Source organism: Pseudomonas sp. SDO52101_S400, from assembly GCF_054071635.1.
Genome location: NZ_JBSVWF010000083.1, coordinates 1 through 19,116 on the forward strand (window position 1 = coordinate 1; position 19,116 = coordinate 19,116).

The following is a 19,116-nucleotide window of genomic DNA, read 5'->3' on the forward strand; positions in this document are numbered from 1 at the left end:
TCAATGTTGAATGACACTCCGCTTTCGCGAGCAGGCTCGCTCCCACAGTGGTTTGTGGTGTAAGTAAAAGGAACACTTTTTGCTGTCAGATGTGATCGGCGCCATTGCGTCGGCGTCATTACTGGCTCAATTTAGCGGCATCGCCTCGGAAGGCCCTCGCACTTCATGTCCTCGACCTCGTTTCGTCAGTCTTTGCGGCGCCTGTGGGCGCTGGATAAATTCAGCTACAGCGTGCGGGTGTTCATCGCCCTGACCGGCAGCATGGCGCTGTGCTGGTATCAGGATGAAATGGGGCTGCTGATCCCGTTGTTCCTCGGGATCATCGCCAGCGCCCTGGCCGAGACCGACGACAGTTGGCAGGGCCGCCTCAACGCACTGGCGGTGACGCTGGTGTGTTTCAGCGTCGCGGCGCTGTCCGTTGAATTGCTGTTCCCCTACCCCATCGTTTTCGTCATTGCTTTGGCACTGGCCAGTTTCGGCCTGACCATGCTCGGCGCGCTCGGCGAACGCTATGGCGCGATCGCTTCGGCGACCCTGATTCTTTCCGTCTACACCATGATCGGCGTCGACCAGCGTGGTGGCGCAGTCACGGATTTCTGGCACGAACCGATGCTGTTGGTGGCCGGCGCCGCGTGGTACGGCTTGTTGTCGGTGCTGTGGCAGGCGATGTTTTCTAACCAGCCGGTACAGCAGAGCCTGGCGCGGCTGTTCCGAGAACTGGGTTATTACCTGAAGCTGAAAGCCTCGCTGTTCGAGCCGATCCGTCAATTGGACGTCGAGGCGCGACGGCTGGAACTGGCCCAGCAGAACGGCCGCGTCGTCGCGGCACTGAACAGCGCCAAGGAAATCATCCTGCACCGGGTCGGCAACGGCCGTCCGGGCTCGAAAGTCAGCCGTTACCTGAAGCTGTACTTCCTGGCGCAAGACATTCACGAACGCGCCAGTTCTTCGCACTATCCCTACAACGCACTGGCCGAAGCGTTTTTCCACAGCGACGTGCTGTTCCGCTGCCAGCGCCTGCTGCGCCAGCAAGGCAAGGCCTGTCGGGCGCTGGCCGAATCAATCCAGATGCGTCAGCCGTTCATCTACGACGCGACATTCGCCGAAGCCCTGAGCGACCTGCACGCCTCCCTCGAACACCTGCGCATCCAGAGCAACCCGGCCTGGCGCGGGCTGCTGCGTTCGCTGCGGGCGCTGGCGGCGAACCTCGGCACCCTCGACCGTTTGCTCAGCGACGCCAGCAATCCGGATGCCTTGGCCGACGCCACTGACAGCAGCCTTTTGGATCGCTCGCCGCGCAACTTCAAGGACGTATTGGTTCGCCTGCGCACGCAGCTGACGCCGACTTCATTGCTGTTCCGCCACGCCCTGCGCCTGCCCCTGGCATTGAGCATCGGCTACGGCATGGTGCATCTGATCCACCCGTCGCAAGGCTATTGGATCATCCTCACCACGCTGTTCGTCTGCCAGCCGAACTACGGCGCCACCCGGCGCAAACTCGGCCAGCGGATTCTCGGCACCGCAATCGGGCTGACCATCGCCTGGGCACTGTTCGACCTGTTCCCGAGCCCGCTGGTGCAGTCGTGCTTCGCCATCGCCGCCGGCGTGGTGTTCTTTACCAACCGCACCACCCGCTACACCGTGGCGACCGCCGCGATCACGATCATGGTGCTGTTCTGCTTCAATCAGGTCGGCGATGGCTACGGGCTGTTCGTGCCGCGACTGTTCGATACCCTGCTCGGCAGCCTGATCGCAGGTCTGACAGTGATCCTGTTCCTGCCGGACTGGCAGGGTCGGCGCCTGAACAAAGTGCTGGCCAACACCCTGACCTGCAACAGCATCTACCTGCGCCAGATCATGCAGCAGTACGCCGCCGGCAAGAGCGATGACCTCGCCTATCGCCTCGCCCGGCGCAACGCGCACAACGCCGACGCAGCGCTATCGACCACGCTGGCAAACATGCTGATGGAGCCGGGGCATTTCCGCAAAGAGGCCGACGTCGGCTTCCGCTTCCTGGTGCTGTCCCACACCTTGCTCAGTTATCTGTCAGGCCTTGGCGCGCACCGGGAAACCCAGTTGCCGGCCGAGGTGCGTGAGCATTTGATCGATGGCGCCGGGGTGAAACTGGCCAGTAGCATCGATGAGATTGCCCAAGGACTGGCGAACAAACAGCCGATTGCAATTCAAAGTGATGAAGAAGAAGCGCTGGCCAATGAGCTTGAGCAAATGGCGGACGAAATCGACGAAGGCCAGCGGCTGGTGCAGACGCAACTGGCGTTGATCTGCCGCCAGCTCGGGCCGTTGCGGACGCTGGCGGCGCACTTGATCAAAGACACCGCCGAAGACTGAGGCGGCCGTACAGGCCTCATCGCTGGCAAGCCAGCGATGAGGCCATCAATCACACCGCAAATTCTGGATCAGCCCTCACATGCCATGCTGCCTGAGCAACTTGTCATAGCTGCCATCGGCCTTCATCGCCGCAATCGCCTTGTCGAACCCGGCCACGATCTGTTCGTGTTGCGGGTTCTTCAGGCTGACCAGAATGTGCAGGCTGTTCTCGCTCAGCGGTTTGGGCAAGAACTCCACGGCGTTGCGCACTTTCGGTGATTCACGGGCCAGGTAATAGCGGGCGACGAATTCGTCTTCCAGAGTCAGCTTGACCCGATCCGCCGCCAGCATGCGCACGGCCATGGCGAAGTTATGCACAGGGACTTTCTGCAACGCCGTGTCGGCATCGAACGGCGCCGAATAGGCGTAGCCGCGCACCACTGCAATCGGATAAGTGTGCAGTTCCTGCAGGTTGCTGTATTCGATGGGCGTGTCTTTGCGCTTTAGAAAACGCACACGGTTGAGCAGGTACTCGTCGGAAAACTGCCCCAGCTTCGTACGCTCGTCGTTGTACCAGGCGTTGACCAGCACGTCGTAACGCCCCTCGCCAACACCGAGCAGCGCCCGCGCCCACGGCACCTGTTCGTAATCGCTGGCGTAGCCGGCGCGGGCCAGGGCCGTGCTGACGATGTCTGTTGCCAGCCCACCGTTGACCAGCGTGTCATCGGTAAAGGGCGGCCAGACGTCGAAGACCAGACGCAATTTCTCCGCTGCAGCGCTTTGACCCAGCAACAGCAATCCGATCAAAGCCAACGCTCGATGCAATCGCGGCATGCTTGAAAATCCTTAGCGGGCGGGCCGCCCGGCGTGTTTTCAGTCAAAACCCCAAGGCCCCTTACCGGCGAATCCCAGGCCCTAACATTAGCTCATTGAAGCCATTGCACAGCGCTTCTCTGCAGATTACACAAAGAAGTCAGCGGCGCGAGAAAGGAATGATGGCATTTTGGCCTTCGTCACAGATTATTGCGCCATACAGACATATTTCGACGGTGCGCTTAGTATCGGGCGACGTTGTTCAAGGAATCGGAAGATGACAATCGAGTGGGTCTGCAAACATCACAGCGATCTGGGACTGGAGCAGCTGTACGCCATTTTGAAATTGCGCTCGGAAGTGTTCGTGGTCGAACAGCGCTGCGCGTATCTGGACCCGGACGGGCAGGATCTGGATGGCGATACCTGCCACCTGATGGGCTGGGACGGTGATCAACTGGTGGCGTACCTGCGCCTGCTGGACCCGGAATCCCAGGGGGGCGACGTGGTGATCGGTCGCGTACTGACGGCACCGGCCGGGCGTGGCAAGGGGCTGGGGCATGAAATGATGGAACAGGCGCTGAAACAGGCCGAGAAGCGTTGGCCTGAGGTGCCGATCTATCTGTCGGCCCAGGCGCATTTGCAGGGGTATTACGGGCGATATGGGTTTGTCGTGGCGGGTGAGGAATATCTTGAGGATGATATTCCGCATATTGGTATGCGTCGCTCCTGAAAAGCCCCTCACCCTAACCCTCTCCCGGAGGGAGAGGGGACTGATTGGGGAATATTCAGGAGATTCGCCGACGTGAGCGATCGCAGTTGAATCCATAATCGACTCGGTTTTTCAGGTCGATGTATAACGTAAGACACCTCGGTCAGCTCCCTCTCCCCCCGGGAGAGGGCTGGGGTGAGGGCAACGATCTAAAGGCGAACACGCAATTCAGGGATACTCGAGAACAGCCTTGATCTGCCGCAAATTCCGCTCGATCCACCCCCGATCAATCGCCCCCCACTCGCGAATCCGGTAGCGCCCCGCATGGTTGCGCGCACCCTCTTCCTGCTCGAACTCGCAGACGATATCCAGATCCGCCAGCGCCGCGATGGTGTCCTGCGCCGTGCGCCGGGGCATGCCGGTGACCTCGGTCAGCGCCGGCACGCTGCTGGCCAGGCCGCTGTCGATCAGGTACGCCACGTACAAGCGCCGGTAGAAACTGCTCTTGGTCTTGCTTACGTCCATGCATGCACTCCGCTGTTTGATTTGTTATTGCATGTCTCGCCAGGTCAGATACACCCGCAGGTCGAACTCGATCTGGTGATAACCCGGCAGCATGTGATCACACAATTTGTAGAACGCCTTGTTGTGATCCGATTCCTTGAAGTGCGCCAGTTCGTGCACCACGATCATCTTCAGAAACTCCGGCGCAGCGTCCTTGAACAGCGAGGCGATGCGAATCTCTTTCTTGGCCTTGAGCTTGCCGCCCTGCACCCGCGACACCGTAGTGTGCAAGCCGAGCGCGCGGTGGGTCAGGTCGAGGCGGTTGTCGAACAAGACCTTGTCGATGGCCGGGGCGTTACGCAGGTATTCCTGCTTCAAATCGAGCGCGTAACCGTACAACGCCTTGTCGCTCTGCACGTCATGACGCCCCGGATAACGTTGGCTCAGGTAATCACCGAGGCGGTTGTCGGCGATCAATTGGCGCACCTGATCCTGCAATTGTGCGGGATAGGCCTGGAGGTATTTCAACGCAGTCATGGGGCGGCACGGGTCATGAAAAGGCCGCCAGTGTAGCGAATTCAACCGGCCAACGCGCTCCAGTCGAACGGCTCGGCAAAGCGCGCAGTGTCCTCGGCGACCAACGGCCGCGCCACCAGGAAACCCTGCACATATTCACAACCATGGGCTTGCAGCCATTGGTATTGCTCGAGGGTTTCCACACCTTCGGCAATCACCAGCAAGCCGTACTCCTTGCACAGCGCGATGACACTGCGCACCAGCGAGGCGTCCCGGGTCGAATCCGGCAATCGGGCGATCAGGTGGCGATCGAGCTTGAGGGTGTCCAGTTCCAGATCGCGCAAATGCGACAGCGAACAGGACCCGGAACCGAAATCGTCCAACGCCACCCGCACCCCGAGATTGCGCAGCAGCTTCAGCTGTTTGCGGGTCTCGTCCGGGTTGATCGTCAGCGCCTCCTCGGTCACCTCCACTTCCATCTGCTGCGGCTGCAAACCATGGCGCTCCAGCACCTGGCGCAACTCGGTGACCAGATTCGGCAGGCCGAACTGGGTGTTGCTCAAGCTCACGCCGATCACCAGCTCCCTGGAAAACTCCGTCTCCCAGGCCTTACGCTGCCCGGCGCTGCGGTGATAGATCCAGCTGCCGAGCCGGCTGATCAGCGTCGCCTCTTCCAGCAACGGCAGGAACAACCCCGGCGGCACATCGCCGACACTCGGATGCTGCCAGCGCAGCAACGCCTCGAAACCGCGAATCCGCCCGTCGCCAATCGCCACCTGCGGCTGATACACCAGATTGAAATCGCGGTTCTCGATGGCGCTGCGCACGCTTTCTTCCAGCATCAGTCGCGAGCGTGCGCGGCCGTTCATTTCATGATCGTAGAAGCGATATTGCTGACGTCCGGCACGCTTGGCCTCGTACATGGCGATGTCCGAGGCGCGCAGCAAACCGTCGAGGTTGCTGCCGCAATCCGGGTACGTGGCAATGCCGATACTCGCACCCAAGACAACATCCATACCTTCGATCTGCTGACAGATCGACAGCCGCTCAATGAGTTTTTCCGCAACCTTGGCCGCCTGCTCGGGAAACTCCAGATCCAGCAGCGCGGTGAATTCATCGCCGCCCATCCGCGCCAGAATGTCGAATGGCCGCAGGCAGGCTTTCAATTGTTCGGAGACCCAGCGCAACACCCGATCCCCGGCATCGTGGCCAAGGGAATCGTTGACCCGTTTGAAGCCGTCGAGATCGAGGTACATCAGCACCCAACTGCTGTCCGTGCGCTCGCCGCGCAGCAGCAGGTTTTCCACGGTCTGGTAAAAACCGCGGCGATTGAGCAGACCGGTCAACGGATCGGTGACGGCTTGAAACTCCAGCTGCTGATGCAGGTGACGCACCACTGACATGTCCAGCACCGTCACCACCATCGCGTGTTGCTCGCTCGGCAAAGCCGCACAGGAAAGCGCCACCGGCACTTGCTGCCCCGGCGCGGTACGCAACAACGCGTCGTGTAAACGCAGCGTCTCGCCACGTTTGTAACTGGCATAAAACTCGGAATCGGCCCACAGCGGAATGTGCGGTTTCTGCAAGTAATCGAGAAACTCCTGCCCTTCCAGCTCCTTCACCGGCGCATTGAGCAACCGCGAAATCGCCGGGTTGGCAAAGCGGATCAAGCCATCCTCCGCCAACACCAGAATCCCTTCCGCCGCGTTATCCAGCACCGACGCATTGAAGGCCCGCGCCGATTCCAGATCCTGACTCAAGCGCTGCAAGGCCCGGCGATTGCGCTGGTGCTCCAGCAACGCCTGGACTTTTGGTTTGAGAATCTGCGGATCGAAGGGTTTGAACAGGTAATCCACCGCACCGCTGGCATAGCCCTTGATCACGGCATCCTGGGATTGCTCGTTGGCGGTGAGGAAAATGATCGGCGTCAGCCGCGTTCGCTGGCTGCCGCGCATCAGGCGCGCGACTTCAAAACCGTCCATGCCCGGCATCTGCACATCCAGCAGCACCAGGTCGACGTCATGTTCGAGCAGCAGACTGAGGGCTTCGAAACCGGAAGCCGCGGTCATGACCTGCCAGTCCTGGCGCTGCAGCAACGCGCGCATGCTGATCAGATTTTCAGGGTAATCATCAACGATCAAAAGGACTGAGCTGCCTTCACCTGGCGTGGGTTGCGCGCATTCCATGCTGCTTCTCTTGTCGGGACATCCAATCGGGACGCGGCCGGTTTCTCGTGAAAACCGTACAGTTACTGAGCCTTCACTCTAGTCCGGGATCCGTAAAAGCAGTAGCTGTCATCAGGCCATCATTTAACCAAACCGGTAAGAAGCCGACTAACGGTCACCGCTGAAGCCCCCGAAAACCGGGAAAGATGGCATTTCGACAGGATGTTGACGCCAATCATCCGCCAGACGGCCGTTAACAAAAAATCCCTCTACGCTTATAAAGGCCGCCCCCAAGAACCGCGAGCTAGAGCTTCTGGCACGTGCGTGCAGCAAAAAGAGAGTGGAAGAACCGACATGATCGACCTCGCAACCTGGAACCTCAGCGTTCCCGTTGGCAGCCCGCCCTACACTGTCGAAACCTCCAAACTGGTGAACGGCTTCAAGGATCAGTACTTCCATTCCGACACCGGCACCCTGTTCTTCTGGTCCCCGGTGACCGGCTCGAAAACCGAAAACGCCATCTACCCCCGCACCGAACTGCGCGAGACCTACAGCAACGGAACCCTCCGCAACTGGTACTACCCCGACGCCGACAACCTGTTGCGCGCGACCCTCTCGGTCAACAAGGTGCCAAGCTCCGGGAAGATCGTCATCGGGCAGATTCATGCGTATGAAAGCCAGAAGCCGCTGGTGAAGCTTGAGTATCAGTACAAGACCAAAACCGAGACAGGCAACCTGGTGATCAAAGTGCGGATGCGGCCGGATGATGACGAAGGCCGGGTGATTACCCTGGCGACCGGGATCAAACTGGATCGCGAGTTCAACTACCTCATTCACCTGAGCCCAGGTGGCGCACTGGGTATCAGTGCGGCGGGGTATCAGTGGGACTCGCAGATCAGCGCGACGTGGCGTAACAAACCGCTGTATTTCAAGGCTGGCGTGTATGTGCAGGACAACACCGGGTACACCAGCGAGGGTGGGCAGGTGACGTTCAGCAAGCTGGATATCGATCACGATAAATAGCAGCCGCGCGACCGTTTAAGACTGCTGTTTAAAGACGGTTCGCGTTACTTCCTGAAGCCTACAACGGCTTGCGTCGCTGCCTACCGGTACGCCAGAATCCGCCGGCTTGTGCGCCTGGAGGGCCGTCGGTAACTTGATTCGGGTCACTGATTCGCAGTGATCGGGTTTAGTAGCCCGAGGGTTCGCGAGGCGTATTTGCACTCCAGAAAGTGAGATATCTCGATATCTGCGCTTGATGGTAGCTGTACGCAGGGCGCTTTCGGGCGCGCCGGTTCGCGTCTCCCCGGTCTACTAACCTGCGTTCAGCTGCCACCCCATCGTTTAGTAGCGATCCGGTGTCGGCTCCATTTCCCGGAGACGAAACATGATTCAATCGACACCTCATCCGCCGGTCACCGACCCGGCCTCCCCTTACGAATCCCTCGATTCAAAAAAACTCAATGAAGCCGCCGAACGCGCCCTCGACCACTACCTCTGCCCCGTCGCCCGCATCATGGCCACGGTCAACGAACCCGACCGCATGTACTTCGCCAACCCCGCCTACAACACCGAGTCCCTGCTGGCCAACGCCAGCGAAACCCTCGGCTCCGCCAGCGAAATGCTCAACAACTTCGCCGCCTCCCTCACCCCCGCCGACCGCAAAACCGCGATAGGCATTGCGCAACTGGTGATGCTTGGGGAGTTAGCGGTTAACCAAGCGCTGGATCACGTCGAACCGGCATAACCTGCGCACCGCTGAAACCAACAAACCCGCCCTTTCACTGAGTCTGACGGGGCGGGTTTGCTGTGAACCGGATCAGGCCTGGAGTCCGGCGTTCCCCCTTACTCACGTAATCAAATACGTACGAAGAAAACTGAGAGCAACCACTCGACTGGGAGTCGCGGGCACTTGAGGCGCCGGAGAGGGCGGAGTCGGCACACCCGGTGGAGTCGCACCAGAGTGAACAACTTCAACATCATAGATGCCGGGCGTAATACCCATGGCAGGCCAACGGCTTGTATTGATCTCGTTCTGGATAAATACACCCTGCTGCCTTCTAAGAGCCAAAAAAATCCGATAGTCATCGAGATGAATCTTCATTACCGACGTAGGAAAAAGGCCTTGGTCAACCAGAAGGATTTCCAGCTCATCGCCGAATCGGGTGGCCCCTGGCAATGCGTATTGCAAAGCAACGAACACCGTCCCCGGCACTTGCACCAGCAACGGCGCGACACTTCTCATCTGCAAAGATGGATAAGGATTAGGATCGGAAGCTATTTGCAGAGTAGTAGCGCTCAATCCAATCAGATTTCCCGGAACCGCTACAACAGGGGCAACGTTCATATTCAACCTACTTCATCAAAAATGCCGGATGGATGATTGAAACCAAGTTCATACACCCGCAGCCTAACAGGCAATTCAGCTCAAGGGACCTGTAAAAAATACCAGCTTTTAATTCCATTCAGCCATAAGAACAATCCCGACTATGGCCTGCAGGACTTCATAAGCTCTCCACAGCATTACCTGAAAACTTATCCAAAGACCCATTCAAAGTTTCAAACTTACGAATCGGTTATTGAATATATCGCCAACCAGTATAAAAAACTGGCAACTTTTACAGCATTCATAGAAAACGCGGGGATGGATTTATTTACCCCAGAAATAAAATAAATAAATCCGTCACTTTTTACAGCCGCCTAAATGATGATTTTATAGAATCAAAAGAATGCACAAAAAAAACTTTAATTCAAAACACATCTATAGAACTGTCATTTCTGACAGTGGACACCCCACCTCCTCCATTAGAAACTAAAACCTCAAACCAAGTAAGGAGTAACGCGCCATGAAAAGTGAAACTGAGACACCCGAACAATACATCCCACCAGGAAAAGTAGGCCGCGACAAGCTTTTATATATGCGTGACGCACAGGGAAAATTTACGCCGATAGTAATCAACTCTATAGACGCGACTCAAAAAACGATTACCGCTTTCAACTTCAACACAAAAACCGTGGAAACCGTGGAAATTAAATATTATCGTTTTTTTGAGAATTTAGAGTGCCGCGCAGGAATTCTCATAGCATAACCTCTCACAAATAGCATATAGAGGCACACCATGAACGACTTCTTTAAAAATGAAAATGCGCATATAACAAAAATTAAACTTGGAATGACAATACATGCAATAATCGACGGAGCCTTTGCAATTGATAAAATCTTATCTGGCATCGACCCCTCAACAAGATCCGTAATTCTTGCGGATAAAAACAATCCAGCAAAGATCAAGCCGTTCAATGTGGACTCTCTTTACGTAATTAATGAACTTGATCTCGATAAACTTTGTGATGAACTCTTAGCCCCTGAAGAAGAAGCTATGCTGGTACTAACACGAATTTCTGCTGGCAACGCCAGCAATGGCGGTTATGGTTATATGTCAGGATCTCCGAGTGGACCAACAAGTACTGGTGCGGGGTGGAATGTTCCGCCTGGTTACGGCATGGAAATTATCCCGCCTGATATGGTTTTTTCGAAAAAATGGCATCCTCCAGGTTGCCGCTGTAAGAAGAACAAATGCAACGGCATGGGTGGCTATTATGAGGGAGAACCAGTGAAATAAGCCGAAAAATATACATAAACATCAAGTTGAAAATTTAATACCCTGCAATTATTTGCAGGGTATTAAACTCATCAACTATATAAACACACCCAAAATCCACCGTATCCAGTTCTATTTCTTGACAGTGCATTTACTACTTCACTACCCACACAATCGAAACATCTGCCTAATTCTGCTTTCATTAAATAACAGTTATAAATGAGGATGGTAGAAGATATATTGTATTGCCAATTGTCACTGAGCCATAGAAGTCTATCAGACCTTTCCCTAATGCCTTTAATGCGGGAATTCCAACAACCACCATCGCGTCTTGCTGAACACCAGCTCCATAATTCTGAAAAGTAAAGCTAAACTGAAAGCCGACAGAAGACACGGGAGGATTGCTGATATTATCTCCAAAAAAATCCAATTTTGCCCCAACGGGGATAGGCACAGGAATTAATCCTTGACTAAGTTTTAAATTCAGCCCGCCTAAATTCTTAAAAGTAGCATAGGATTTACCGTACTTTGCATAGGTAGGGTTATTTTGATCTAAAGGATCCGATCCTATCTCTTGCTCTGCCAAAATAGATGAATCGGAGTAGTAGATTTTGAGTGGAGTAAGTTTTCTATATACAGGCATGATAAATCCTCCAGAAGACTATGTATTAAGTTACACTTCAAACAAAAACACCTTTCACTATCAGTTACCGTCCGTTTTTGTCATCGTAGCCTTTTCAATTTATCTAAAACTTACGCCTTTGAAACCTGTTACAAATAACAGGTCTCTATTCCAATTTGCGATAAAAATCTAAAAATTTATAGCTAGTCAACTAATACGCACCAAAAAGTGGATGTATATAGATATCCGCTGAGCCAGCTCAGCCGACAGACATCAAATGTCAGTCTTGCTCATTGGCTTTTGCTTTATTCCTCAGCCAACGGAGTCATTCAACACTACTCCCCGCCTTGGAAGAAGCGGGGCCGAAAACGGGGATAGATTTATTTAATGCATATAGCCACCGCACTAGATAGATTAGTCCCTGTCACGCTGAACAATAATTACCATCCACAAAAAAATTGGACTTATTTATCCCCTGCTTCAACTCAGCCGACAGGCATCAAATGCCAGTTTTGCTCACTGGCTTTCGCTTCATTCCTGAGCCAACGGAGTCATTCAACGCTACTCCCCGCCCTGCATCCCATTCCCGCTGCATATCAGCAAACAACTCGCCGTTCACTCGCGCCCGATGATTCGCAAGGACTTGAGTCATCGCCTCGGCAATACGCTCGATGATCAAGGCAGGCCTCTCTACCGAGCAATGCTTGCGACCAAACTCGATCAGTTGCTGGCGATCCGGGTAGGTTTTCACCTTGTTCATCTTGATTGCCAACGTGCGATCAACCAATGAGCGTCCTGATTTTGGATTGTAGTTTTCGTAGACCGTTGTGGTGGTGACATCGAAAACGGGAGCCAATTGCACGGTTTCAAGAGCTTCTGGATGGGTATAAATCACACCAAAGTTCTTCAGATGCGCATCCCCGTTTCGAACCATGACCGAAAGGCAGACCGAAGAGAAAAAACGTTCCAATTCACGAAGCGGATCACCATGCCGGCAGACCTGGCCAATCACAGCCGCGAGGGTTTCGTAGCTCTGCGAATACTTGTAGTTGTCATGGGGATCTTTGTTGAGCCCCAACAGAACGGCCATGTCTTCAAACCCCAGACGACCGGCCGCAGTCAGATCGAAGCGCTCCATCACAAACAAATCGCCGTTTTCGGACAGCCAGAACGGCGGTGTTTCCAACCCGGCAAGACGAGCCGCTTCCAGGCATAGAAATTCATTCTGAGCCAGATGTGCGTACTCATCTGCGCCTGATTTGACGATCAGATCGGAGATGAGCATGGTTTTTCGATTGCCGGTGAGTTTGTCCAGGTCGGGTACCAGCACCTTGGGCTGCACACCTGAAATGCCCGACTCGAAATAGGTGTCGACCAGAAACTCGAAAACGCCCTGCGAAACATCGGCAGACAGGATCTCCTGCAATCCGACTTGCGCACGCACGGATACCGGAGTCTCTATCGGATTTTGCAGGTGAGGCGTCCGATCTGGTTCCCGCCAATAACTGATAACAGGCGCATCTCATCGACTTGCATGTGCTTGGCCATCCGGCGCTTGATCTGATCCGCCAGAAACCCTTCAGGCACATTCATATCGAAGATCGGATGCAGCACGTTGCTCACCGAGGGCGTCATAGGGCATGACCAGTGAGACTTCCCTTGTTGCATCCGCGGTTTCATAGGCGAAGGAAAACTGCGATCCCTTTGACAGCTCGCCAGAGAAGCCTTGCGTCGTGGAGACGTTGAGCCGTTTGACTTTACTCATCGTGCTCTACCAGATCGGCAAGGGATTTGAGGTCGATGCGGTTGTCGACAATTTCCAGCGCCATGCCCAGCGCTGACAGCACTCTGAACGCGGTGTAGAGCGCGACATTCTCGCCGGCCTCAAGGCCAATGATGGTTTTGCGGCTGCATTTGGCTCTGTGGGCCAATATCGCTTGGCTATAGCCCTTGGCCCGACGCAATTGCCGAATTCTTTCACCGAAAAGAGCGGGATTGGGGAGCAGCATAAATGTCACCCATAAAGGACTTTTCTAAATATAGAGTCGATTATGTCCACTATAGGTGACATTTCAAGCGCCTTACGTCAGTCGGCTGCCACACGTCAGTGGTAAACGTGCGAGACGACACCATCACCACAGTGTTGTGCTAACGTAACATTTAATTATTTATGTTCCGGTATCAGCACATGGACTATTTTTTGTTGATCGCTCGTCTTGGCAACCAGTTGCGCGAAAAACGTATCGGCCGAGGCTTGACCCAAGCACAGCTTGCCGCCCTCGCCGGGCTGACGCGATACAAGGTCATCGCCGTAGAAAAAGGCACTCTGTCCGTCGGTATGATCGCTTACGCGCGCGTCCTCGGTGCACTGGATTGCGAACTCGCTGTCGTCCCGGCCGCCATGCCAACCCTTGAAGAGCTTGGGGATTTATTCGAATGAAGATGACCTCTCTCAAAGTCAGTACGCCTGAGGGGCATAGCGGCAGGCTTTTCAGCGATGGCGAGGACTTCACTTTTCGTTATCACGAAGACGCAGCGTCAGAAATGGCGATCAGCTTGTCGATGCCGGTACGTCATGACGAGTTTCGCCGGCGCGAACTCCACCCGGTTTTTCAGATGAACCTGCCGGAAGGCTATGTACTGGAGCAGCTGCGCAATCGCTTGGCCAAGACGGTGAATGTCGATCCGATGCTTCTATTGGCGCTTTCCGGTAGTACTTCACCCATCGGCAGGGTTCAAGTGCGCTCTGAAACGGTTGATGCCTTGCTGGAGGAACAACAATTTCCAGGAGAAAAACTCGAGGAGATTCTGACGTGGGACGGCACGGAAGATATCTTCGCCGGCCTTATGGATCGCTACATCTTGCGCGCGGGTATTTCAGGTGTTCAGCCAAAATTGCTGGTTCCGGAACAACAAGAAGCCGCGTTACCCCGCGTGACCTCGAAAACTTCAGACTTGATTATCAAAAGCGGCCGAGACGAATTTCCCGGTCTGGCCATCAACGAGTTCCTTTGCATGTCCATGGCAAAGGACGCCGGTATTCCCGTTCCGCCGTTTTACCTTTCCGATAACGCCAAGCTGTTTGTCATGCGCCGCTTTGACCGCGACGAACAGCTCAACCCGATCGGTTTTGAAGACATGGCGGTGTTGATGGGGTTGTCGGCCAGCCAGAAGTACAGCAAAAGCTATGCGGCTATCGCCAAGGCCATCCGCGTGTACTGCCCGGCCCAACACCTGCGCACTTCCCTTGATCAACTCTTCGATAGCGTTGCCCTCAGCTGCATTGTCGGAAATGGCGACGCTCATTTGAAAAATTTCGGCCTGCTCTACTCCGAACCGACTCAACGCGACGCACGCCTGGCGCCGGCTTACGACATCGTCAACACCACGGCCTATATTCCGGAGGATGTTCTGGCTCTGGATCTGGCGGGCAACAAGTCGATGTTTGCCTCGCGACAGGGTTTGCTGGAGTTCGCCCGCACCTGTGAGATCGAGCAGCCGAGGGAGCGCATTCAGCGATTGCTTGCCTCGGTAGAAGCGGTGCTTGCGCGCCATCCTCAGTATCGGGAACAGGCGCCTAATGTGGTCAGTGCCATCGAGCAGGCAGCAGCGCCGTTTGCTCTGACTTTTGGATAACGTGGATCGAAAATATCGTCGCCCATAAAAAATCCGCCTCTCGGCGGATTTTTTATTCAATCAGCTAAACACCCAGTCTCAATTGACCTTCGCGTTCAACTCACCCTTCAGATAACGCTGATACATGCTTTCCAGCGAGATCGGCTTGATCTTCGAAGCGTTGCCGGCAGTACCGAAAGCTTCGTAACGAGCGATACATACATCGCGCATCGCCTTCACGGTTTCGCCGAAGAATTTACGTGGGTCGAACTCGCTCGGGTTGGTGGCCATCAGGCGACGCATGGCGCCGGTGGACGCAAGACGCAGGTCGGTGTCGATGTTGACCTTGCGCACGCCGTGCTTGATGCCTTCGACGATTTCTTCAACCGGTACGCCGTAGGTTTCTTTGATGTCGCCGCCGTACTGGTTGATGATCGCCAGCCACTCTTGCGGAACCGACGAGGAACCGTGCATCACCAGGTGGGTGTTCGGGATGCGTTTGTGGATTTCCTTGATGCGGTCGATGGCCAGCACGTCGCCGGTAGGTGGCTTGGTGAACTTGTAGGCGCCGTGGCTGGTGCCGATGGCGATGGCCAGGGCGTCGACCTGAGTCTTCTTGACGAAGTCAGCGGCTTCTTCCGGGTCGGTCAGCATCTGGCTGTGATCCAGAACGCCTTCGGCGCCGATGCCGTCTTCTTCACCGGCCATGCCGGTTTCCAGCGAACCCAGGCAGCCCAGCTCGCCTTCAACCGAAACGCCGCAGGCGTGAGCCATGGCGACGGTTTGTTGGGTCACGCGGACGTTGTATTCGTAGTCGGTCGGCGTCTTGCCGTCTTCGCCGAGGGAGCCGTCCATCATCACCGAGCTGAAGCCCAGTTGAATGGAGCGCTGGCAGACGTCAGGGCTGGTGCCGTGATCCTGGTGCATGCACACCGGGATGTGCGGGAACTCTTCGATCGCGGCCAGGATCAGGTGACGCAGGAACGGCGCGCCAGCGTATTTGCGAGCGCCGGCCGAAGCCTGGACGATCACCGGGGAGTCAGTCTTGTCAGCGGCTTCCATGATGGCGCGCATCTGCTCAAGGTTGTTGACGTTGAAGGCTGGAACGCCGTAGCCGAACTCGGCTGCGTGGTCCAGCATCTGGCGCATGCTGATAAGTGCCATTGTGTGTGTCTCTCCCGGTTTGGGTCGTTAATCGTGCCAGCCTGCCGGAGCGGCGGCGGCTATTCAAGTGATTGCAGATCGGGGGTTCAGGCCCGGCCTGGTGATTCGATAAAGCAAATTCTGTTTTATTCGGCTTTGCAGCCCCGGCCGATCAAATCATTGGTGGCGACCCAGTAGACCAGGCCTTCATTACCTTTGATGTGAAACGCCAGCATGTCGTCGCTGTACAGCGCGCCCGAGGCACCTGGCTCTTCTTTCAGGCGATAGACCTGATCGCCGCCGCCCAGCCGCACATCGACTGCCTTCTGGCCGGCATCGGTGTAGCGCCACAGCACCTTGGCCTGGCTGTCGCAGGTCCAGGTGGTCCAGTTATCCACAGGGGCGGACGACTGGAACGGGTTCCACTGCGCGCAACCACCCAACAATCCCAGCGCCGCAACGGCTATCAAGCCTTTCATCCGTGTTCCTCGACCGGCAGCACACGCCGCCGGCCCTGAGTTAAAGAGTCAGACCGGTCAAGGGCAACCATGTTCCTTGGCCGGGGTTTGCGTCTCGTACTTGTCCAGGCCTTCCGGCCCCGAGCGCTTGTTCAGCACCGGGTTGGTTTCGGCCTGCCAGTCGGCCTGGTAGCAGCCTTTCTGTGCCTCGCCGGGTGCCGGTTCCGGCGCAGCCTTCGGGTTGCTCCCGCAGGCCGCCAATGTACCGGTCAGCAGCAACAGCGCTAACGACTTGACCATCTGAACACTCCTTTGCCTGGCCAAACGGGCGGCCTCAGGCCTTGGCCCGGCTTTCCAGGACTTCAACGGCCGGCAGCACCTTGCCTTCGACGAATTCGAGGAACGCGCCACCGCCGGTGGAAATGTAGGAGATCTTTTCCGCCACGCCATATTTATCGATGGCCGCCAGGGTGTCGCCACCGCCGGCAATCGAGAACGCTGCGCTTTCCGCGATGGCTTCGGCCAGCACTTTGGTGCCGTTGCCGAACTGGTCGAATTCGAACACGCCGACCGGGCCGTTCCACAGGATGGTTTTCGACGATTTCAGCAGTTCGGCGAAGTTGGCAGCGGTTTGCGGGCCGATGTCCAGGATCATGTCGTCGGCGGCAACATCAGCGATCAGTTTCACGGTCGCTTCGGCGCTTTCAGCGAATTCCTTGGCAACCACGACGTCCACCGGCAGCGGCACGCTGACCTTGGCGGCGATGGCGCGAGCGGTGTCCAGCAGGTCCGGCTCGTACAACGATTTGCCGACCGGGTGACCGGCAGCAGCGAGGAAGGTGTTGGCGATGCCGCCACCGACGATCAGTTGATCGCAGATCTGGCTCAGGCTGTTCAGCACGTCGAGTTTGGTCGAGACCTTGGAACCGGCAACGATGGCGGCCATCGGCTTGGCCGGTGCGCCCAGGGCTTTGCCCAGTGCGTCGAGTTCAGCGGCCAGCAGCGGGCCGGCGGCGGCGACCTTGGCGAACTTGGCGACGCCGTGGGTCGAACCTTCAGCGCGGTGAGCGGTGCCGAAAGCGTCCATCACGAACACGTCGCACAGCGCAGCGTATTGCTGGGCCAGTTCATCGGCGTTTTTTTTCTCGCCCTTGTTGAAGCGCACGTTTTCGAACAGCACGATGTCGCCGGCCTTGACGTCAACGCCGCCCAGGTAATCAGCCACCAGCGGCACTTCACGACCCAGAGCCTTGCTCAGGTAGTCGGCGACTGGCTTGAGGCTGTTCTCGGCAGAGAATTCACCCTCGGTCGGACGACCCAGGTGCGAGCAGACCATCACGGCCGCGCCTTTTTCCAGGGCCAGCTTGATGGTCGGCAGCGAAGCCAGGATACGCGCATCGCTGGTGACAACACCGTCCTTGACTGGGACGTTGAGGTCTTCGCGGATCAATACGCGCTTACCTTGCAGATCGAGGTCGGACATCTTCAACACGGTCATGGGTCGCACTTCCTACGGTTTTTTTGAAGTCGCTGTTTGCAGATAGTGTTCTGCAACATCCAGCATTCGGTTGGCAAAACCCCATTCGTTGTCGAACCAGGCCAGGATGTTCACCAGCCGGGGGCCGGAAACGCGGGTCTGACTGGCATCGACGATGGCCGAATGTGGGTCATGATTAAAATCACAGCTTGCATGGGGAAGCTCGGTGTAAGCCAACAGACCTTTGAGCGGGCCGCTGGTGGCGGCGTCGCGCAGGATCCGGTTGACCTCGCCGGCGTCGGTGTCGCTCGCGGTCTGCATCGTGATGTCGAGGCAGGACACGTTGACCGTCGGCACGCGTACGGCTTTGGCCTGGATTCGCCCGGCAAGTTCCGGCAGCAGACGCTCGATACCGCGCGCCAGACCGGTGGACACCGGGATCACCGACTGGAACGCCGAACGGGTACGGCGCAGGTCTTCGTGGTGATAGGCGTCGATCACCGGCTGATCGTTCATCGCCGAGTGAATCGTGGTGATCGACACGTAATCCAGGCCAACCGCCTGATCCAGCAGACGCAACAGCGGCACGCCGCAGTTGGTGGTGCAGGAGGCGTTGGACACCAGCAGTTCGTCGCCGGTCAGGCAATCCTGATTGACGCCGTAGACGATGGTGGCGTCGACATCCGCCTCGCTGGCCATCGGCTGCGAGAACAGCACCCGTGGCGCGCCGGCGTCGAGAAAACGCTGGCCGTCTGCGCGGGTGTGGTAAGCGCCGGAACATTCGAGCACCAGGTCGACGCCCAGTGACGCCCAATCGATGCCTTCGGGGGTGGCACTGCGCAGGACCTTCACGCAGTCGCCATTAATATGCAGACAATCGCCGTCGACCTTCACTTCGCCCGGGAACCGGCCGTGGGTGGAGTCGAAGCGTGTCAGGTATTCGATGCTGGCCATGTCGGCCAGATCGTTGATCGCGACAATTTCAAACCCGGCCTTCTCGCCTCGCTCGAACAACGCACGCAAGACGCAACGACCAATCCGGCCGTAGCCGTTGAGTGCAACTTTGTAGGGACGCGGTTGAGGCATGGGGTTCTCGATTACCGTGGTGTATCAGTCAAAGCGATGTTGCCTGACCGACCGCCATCGCGGGCAAGCCCGCTCCCACAG

Annotated in this window: 24 protein-coding genes; 9 read left to right on the top strand and 15 right to left on the bottom strand. The window is 56.6% G+C overall.

From position 1 onward, the window contains the following. Positions 1–165: 165 nt before the first annotated feature. Positions 166–2,349 (top strand): YccS family putative transporter, encoded by a 2,184-nt coding sequence (gene yccS / locus ACW9HX_RS27005; RefSeq protein ID WP_457382933.1) that lies wholly within the window; start codon positions 166–168, stop codon positions 2,347–2,349. A 75-nt stretch (positions 2,350–2,424) separates the two neighbouring features. Here the strand turns inward: yccS and ACW9HX_RS27010 are convergent, their stop codons facing one another. Continuing rightward, positions 2,425–3,162 (bottom strand): substrate-binding periplasmic protein, encoded by a 738-nt coding sequence (locus ACW9HX_RS27010; protein WP_457382934.1) that lies wholly within the window; start codon positions 3,160–3,162, stop codon positions 2,425–2,427. Positions 3,163–3,418: 256 nt separating this feature from the next. Between ACW9HX_RS27010 and ACW9HX_RS27015 the strand changes: the two genes are divergently transcribed. After that, positions 3,419–3,871, top strand: coding sequence for a GNAT family N-acetyltransferase (locus ACW9HX_RS27015; protein ID WP_011336314.1), 453 nt, complete (start codon positions 3,419–3,421; stop codon positions 3,869–3,871). Between the two features lie 207 nt (positions 3,872–4,078). On the opposite strand, the gene ACW9HX_RS27020 is transcribed toward ACW9HX_RS27015, so the two are convergent. Genes ACW9HX_RS27020 through ACW9HX_RS27030 form a run of 3 tightly spaced genes read right to left on the bottom strand, consistent with a single transcriptional unit; the run spans position 4,079 to position 7,056 of the window. Next, positions 4,079–4,375, bottom strand: a complete 297-nt coding sequence (locus ACW9HX_RS27020; RefSeq protein WP_007894945.1) for a winged helix-turn-helix domain-containing protein — start codon at positions 4,373–4,375, stop codon at positions 4,079–4,081. Between the two features lie 24 nt (positions 4,376–4,399). Further along, positions 4,400–4,891, bottom strand: a complete 492-nt coding sequence (locus tag ACW9HX_RS27025) for a YgjP-like metallopeptidase domain-containing protein (protein WP_457382935.1) — start codon at positions 4,889–4,891, stop codon at positions 4,400–4,402. Positions 4,892–4,932: 41 nt separating this feature from the next. Further along, entirely contained in the window at positions 4,933–7,056 is a 2,124-nt protein-coding gene (locus tag ACW9HX_RS27030; protein ID WP_457382936.1) for a putative bifunctional diguanylate cyclase/phosphodiesterase, read from the bottom strand. Positions 7,057–7,389: 333 nt separating this feature from the next. Between ACW9HX_RS27030 and ACW9HX_RS27035 the strand changes: the two genes are divergently transcribed. Together ACW9HX_RS27035 and ACW9HX_RS27040 are read left to right on the top strand one after the other, a co-directional pair. Next, the gene (locus tag ACW9HX_RS27035; protein ID WP_457382937.1) at positions 7,390–8,058 is read left to right on the top strand and encodes a polysaccharide lyase family 7 protein; all 669 of its coding nucleotides are present in this window, start codon (positions 7,390–7,392) and stop codon (positions 8,056–8,058) included. Between the two features lie 364 nt (positions 8,059–8,422). Further along, positions 8,423–8,782 (top strand): DUF6124 family protein, encoded by a 360-nt coding sequence (locus ACW9HX_RS27040; protein WP_457382938.1) that lies wholly within the window; start codon positions 8,423–8,425, stop codon positions 8,780–8,782. Positions 8,783–8,884: 102 nt separating this feature from the next. Here ACW9HX_RS27040 and ACW9HX_RS27045 read toward each other — a convergent pair whose 3' ends face one another. Further along, positions 8,885–9,382 carry a hypothetical protein gene (locus ACW9HX_RS27045; RefSeq protein ID WP_457382939.1) on the bottom strand — a complete coding sequence of 166 codons (498 nt, stop codon included), beginning with the start codon at positions 9,380–9,382 and terminating at the stop codon, positions 8,885–8,887. Between the two features lie 36 nt (positions 9,383–9,418). Between ACW9HX_RS27045 and ACW9HX_RS27050 the strand changes: the two genes are divergently transcribed. From ACW9HX_RS27050 to ACW9HX_RS27060, 3 genes are all read left to right on the top strand, one after another. Next, entirely contained in the window at positions 9,419–9,709 is a 291-nt protein-coding gene (locus ACW9HX_RS27050; protein ID WP_457382940.1) for a hypothetical protein, read from the top strand. Between the two features lie 172 nt (positions 9,710–9,881). Next, the gene (locus ACW9HX_RS27055; RefSeq protein WP_457382941.1) at positions 9,882–10,124 is read left to right on the top strand and encodes a hypothetical protein; all 243 of its coding nucleotides are present in this window, start codon (positions 9,882–9,884) and stop codon (positions 10,122–10,124) included. A gap of 30 nt (positions 10,125–10,154) precedes the next feature. Then, positions 10,155–10,655, top strand: a complete 501-nt coding sequence (locus ACW9HX_RS27060; protein ID WP_457382942.1) for a hypothetical protein — start codon at positions 10,155–10,157, stop codon at positions 10,653–10,655. 181 nt (positions 10,656–10,836) lie between these two features. On the opposite strand, the gene ACW9HX_RS27065 is transcribed toward ACW9HX_RS27060, so the two are convergent. The 5 genes from ACW9HX_RS27065 to ACW9HX_RS27085 all read right to left on the bottom strand — a co-directional run bounded on the left by ACW9HX_RS27065 (position 10,837) and on the right by ACW9HX_RS27085 (position 13,265). Continuing rightward, the gene (locus tag ACW9HX_RS27065) at positions 10,837–11,277 is read right to left on the bottom strand and encodes a hypothetical protein (protein ID WP_457382943.1); all 441 of its coding nucleotides are present in this window, start codon (positions 11,275–11,277) and stop codon (positions 10,837–10,839) included. Positions 11,278–11,755: 478 nt separating this feature from the next. Continuing rightward, positions 11,756–12,700, bottom strand: a complete 945-nt coding sequence (locus ACW9HX_RS27070) for a HipA domain-containing protein (RefSeq protein ID WP_457382944.1) — start codon at positions 12,698–12,700, stop codon at positions 11,756–11,758. Positions 12,701–12,714: 14 nt separating this feature from the next. Further along, on the bottom strand, positions 12,715–12,924 hold the full coding sequence (locus ACW9HX_RS27075; protein ID WP_457382945.1) for a HipA N-terminal domain-containing protein: 210 nt from the start codon (positions 12,922–12,924) through the stop codon (positions 12,715–12,717). Next, complete coding sequence (locus tag ACW9HX_RS27080) at positions 12,836–13,021, bottom strand: hypothetical protein (RefSeq protein ID WP_457382949.1); 186 nt, start codon at positions 13,019–13,021, stop codon at positions 12,836–12,838. The genes ACW9HX_RS27075 and ACW9HX_RS27080 overlap by 89 nt, the downstream gene beginning before the upstream one ends. Continuing rightward, positions 13,014–13,265: a helix-turn-helix transcriptional regulator gene (locus ACW9HX_RS27085; RefSeq protein WP_457382946.1), complete on the bottom strand. Its 252-nt coding sequence runs from the start codon at positions 13,263–13,265 to the stop codon at positions 13,014–13,016. The genes ACW9HX_RS27080 and ACW9HX_RS27085 overlap by 8 nt, the downstream gene beginning before the upstream one ends. 179 nt (positions 13,266–13,444) lie before the next feature. Here ACW9HX_RS27085 and ACW9HX_RS27090 point away from each other — a divergent pair, with 179 nt between their 5' ends. Together ACW9HX_RS27090 and ACW9HX_RS27095 are read left to right on the top strand one after the other, a co-directional pair. Beyond that, positions 13,445–13,696 carry a transcriptional regulator gene (locus tag ACW9HX_RS27090; RefSeq protein ID WP_457382947.1) on the top strand — a complete coding sequence of 84 codons (252 nt, stop codon included), beginning with the start codon at positions 13,445–13,447 and terminating at the stop codon, positions 13,694–13,696. Next, positions 13,693–14,892: a type II toxin-antitoxin system HipA family toxin gene (locus ACW9HX_RS27095; RefSeq protein ID WP_457382948.1), complete on the top strand. Its 1,200-nt coding sequence runs from the start codon at positions 13,693–13,695 to the stop codon at positions 14,890–14,892. The genes ACW9HX_RS27090 and ACW9HX_RS27095 overlap by 4 nt, the downstream gene beginning before the upstream one ends. A 78-nt stretch (positions 14,893–14,970) precedes the next feature. Here ACW9HX_RS27095 and fba read toward each other — a convergent pair whose 3' ends face one another. The 5 genes from fba to epd form a co-directional block, all read right to left on the bottom strand. Beyond that, positions 14,971–16,035 (bottom strand): class II fructose-bisphosphate aldolase, encoded by a 1,065-nt coding sequence (gene fba / locus ACW9HX_RS27100; protein WP_007959708.1) that lies wholly within the window; start codon positions 16,033–16,035, stop codon positions 14,971–14,973. 125 nt (positions 16,036–16,160) lie between these two features. Next, complete coding sequence (locus ACW9HX_RS27105; RefSeq protein WP_114886030.1) at positions 16,161–16,493, bottom strand: MliC family protein; 333 nt, start codon at positions 16,491–16,493, stop codon at positions 16,161–16,163. Between the two features lie 57 nt (positions 16,494–16,550). Then, entirely contained in the window at positions 16,551–16,772 is a 222-nt protein-coding gene (locus ACW9HX_RS27110) for a hypothetical protein (RefSeq protein ID WP_085688661.1), read from the bottom strand. A 34-nt stretch (positions 16,773–16,806) separates the two neighbouring features. After that, the gene (locus ACW9HX_RS27115) at positions 16,807–17,970 is read right to left on the bottom strand and encodes a phosphoglycerate kinase (RefSeq protein WP_011336326.1); all 1,164 of its coding nucleotides are present in this window, start codon (positions 17,968–17,970) and stop codon (positions 16,807–16,809) included. Between the two features lie 12 nt (positions 17,971–17,982). Further along, complete coding sequence (gene epd, locus ACW9HX_RS27120) at positions 17,983–19,035, bottom strand: erythrose-4-phosphate dehydrogenase (protein WP_179693422.1); 1,053 nt, start codon at positions 19,033–19,035, stop codon at positions 17,983–17,985. Positions 19,036–19,116 lie beyond the last annotated feature (81 nt).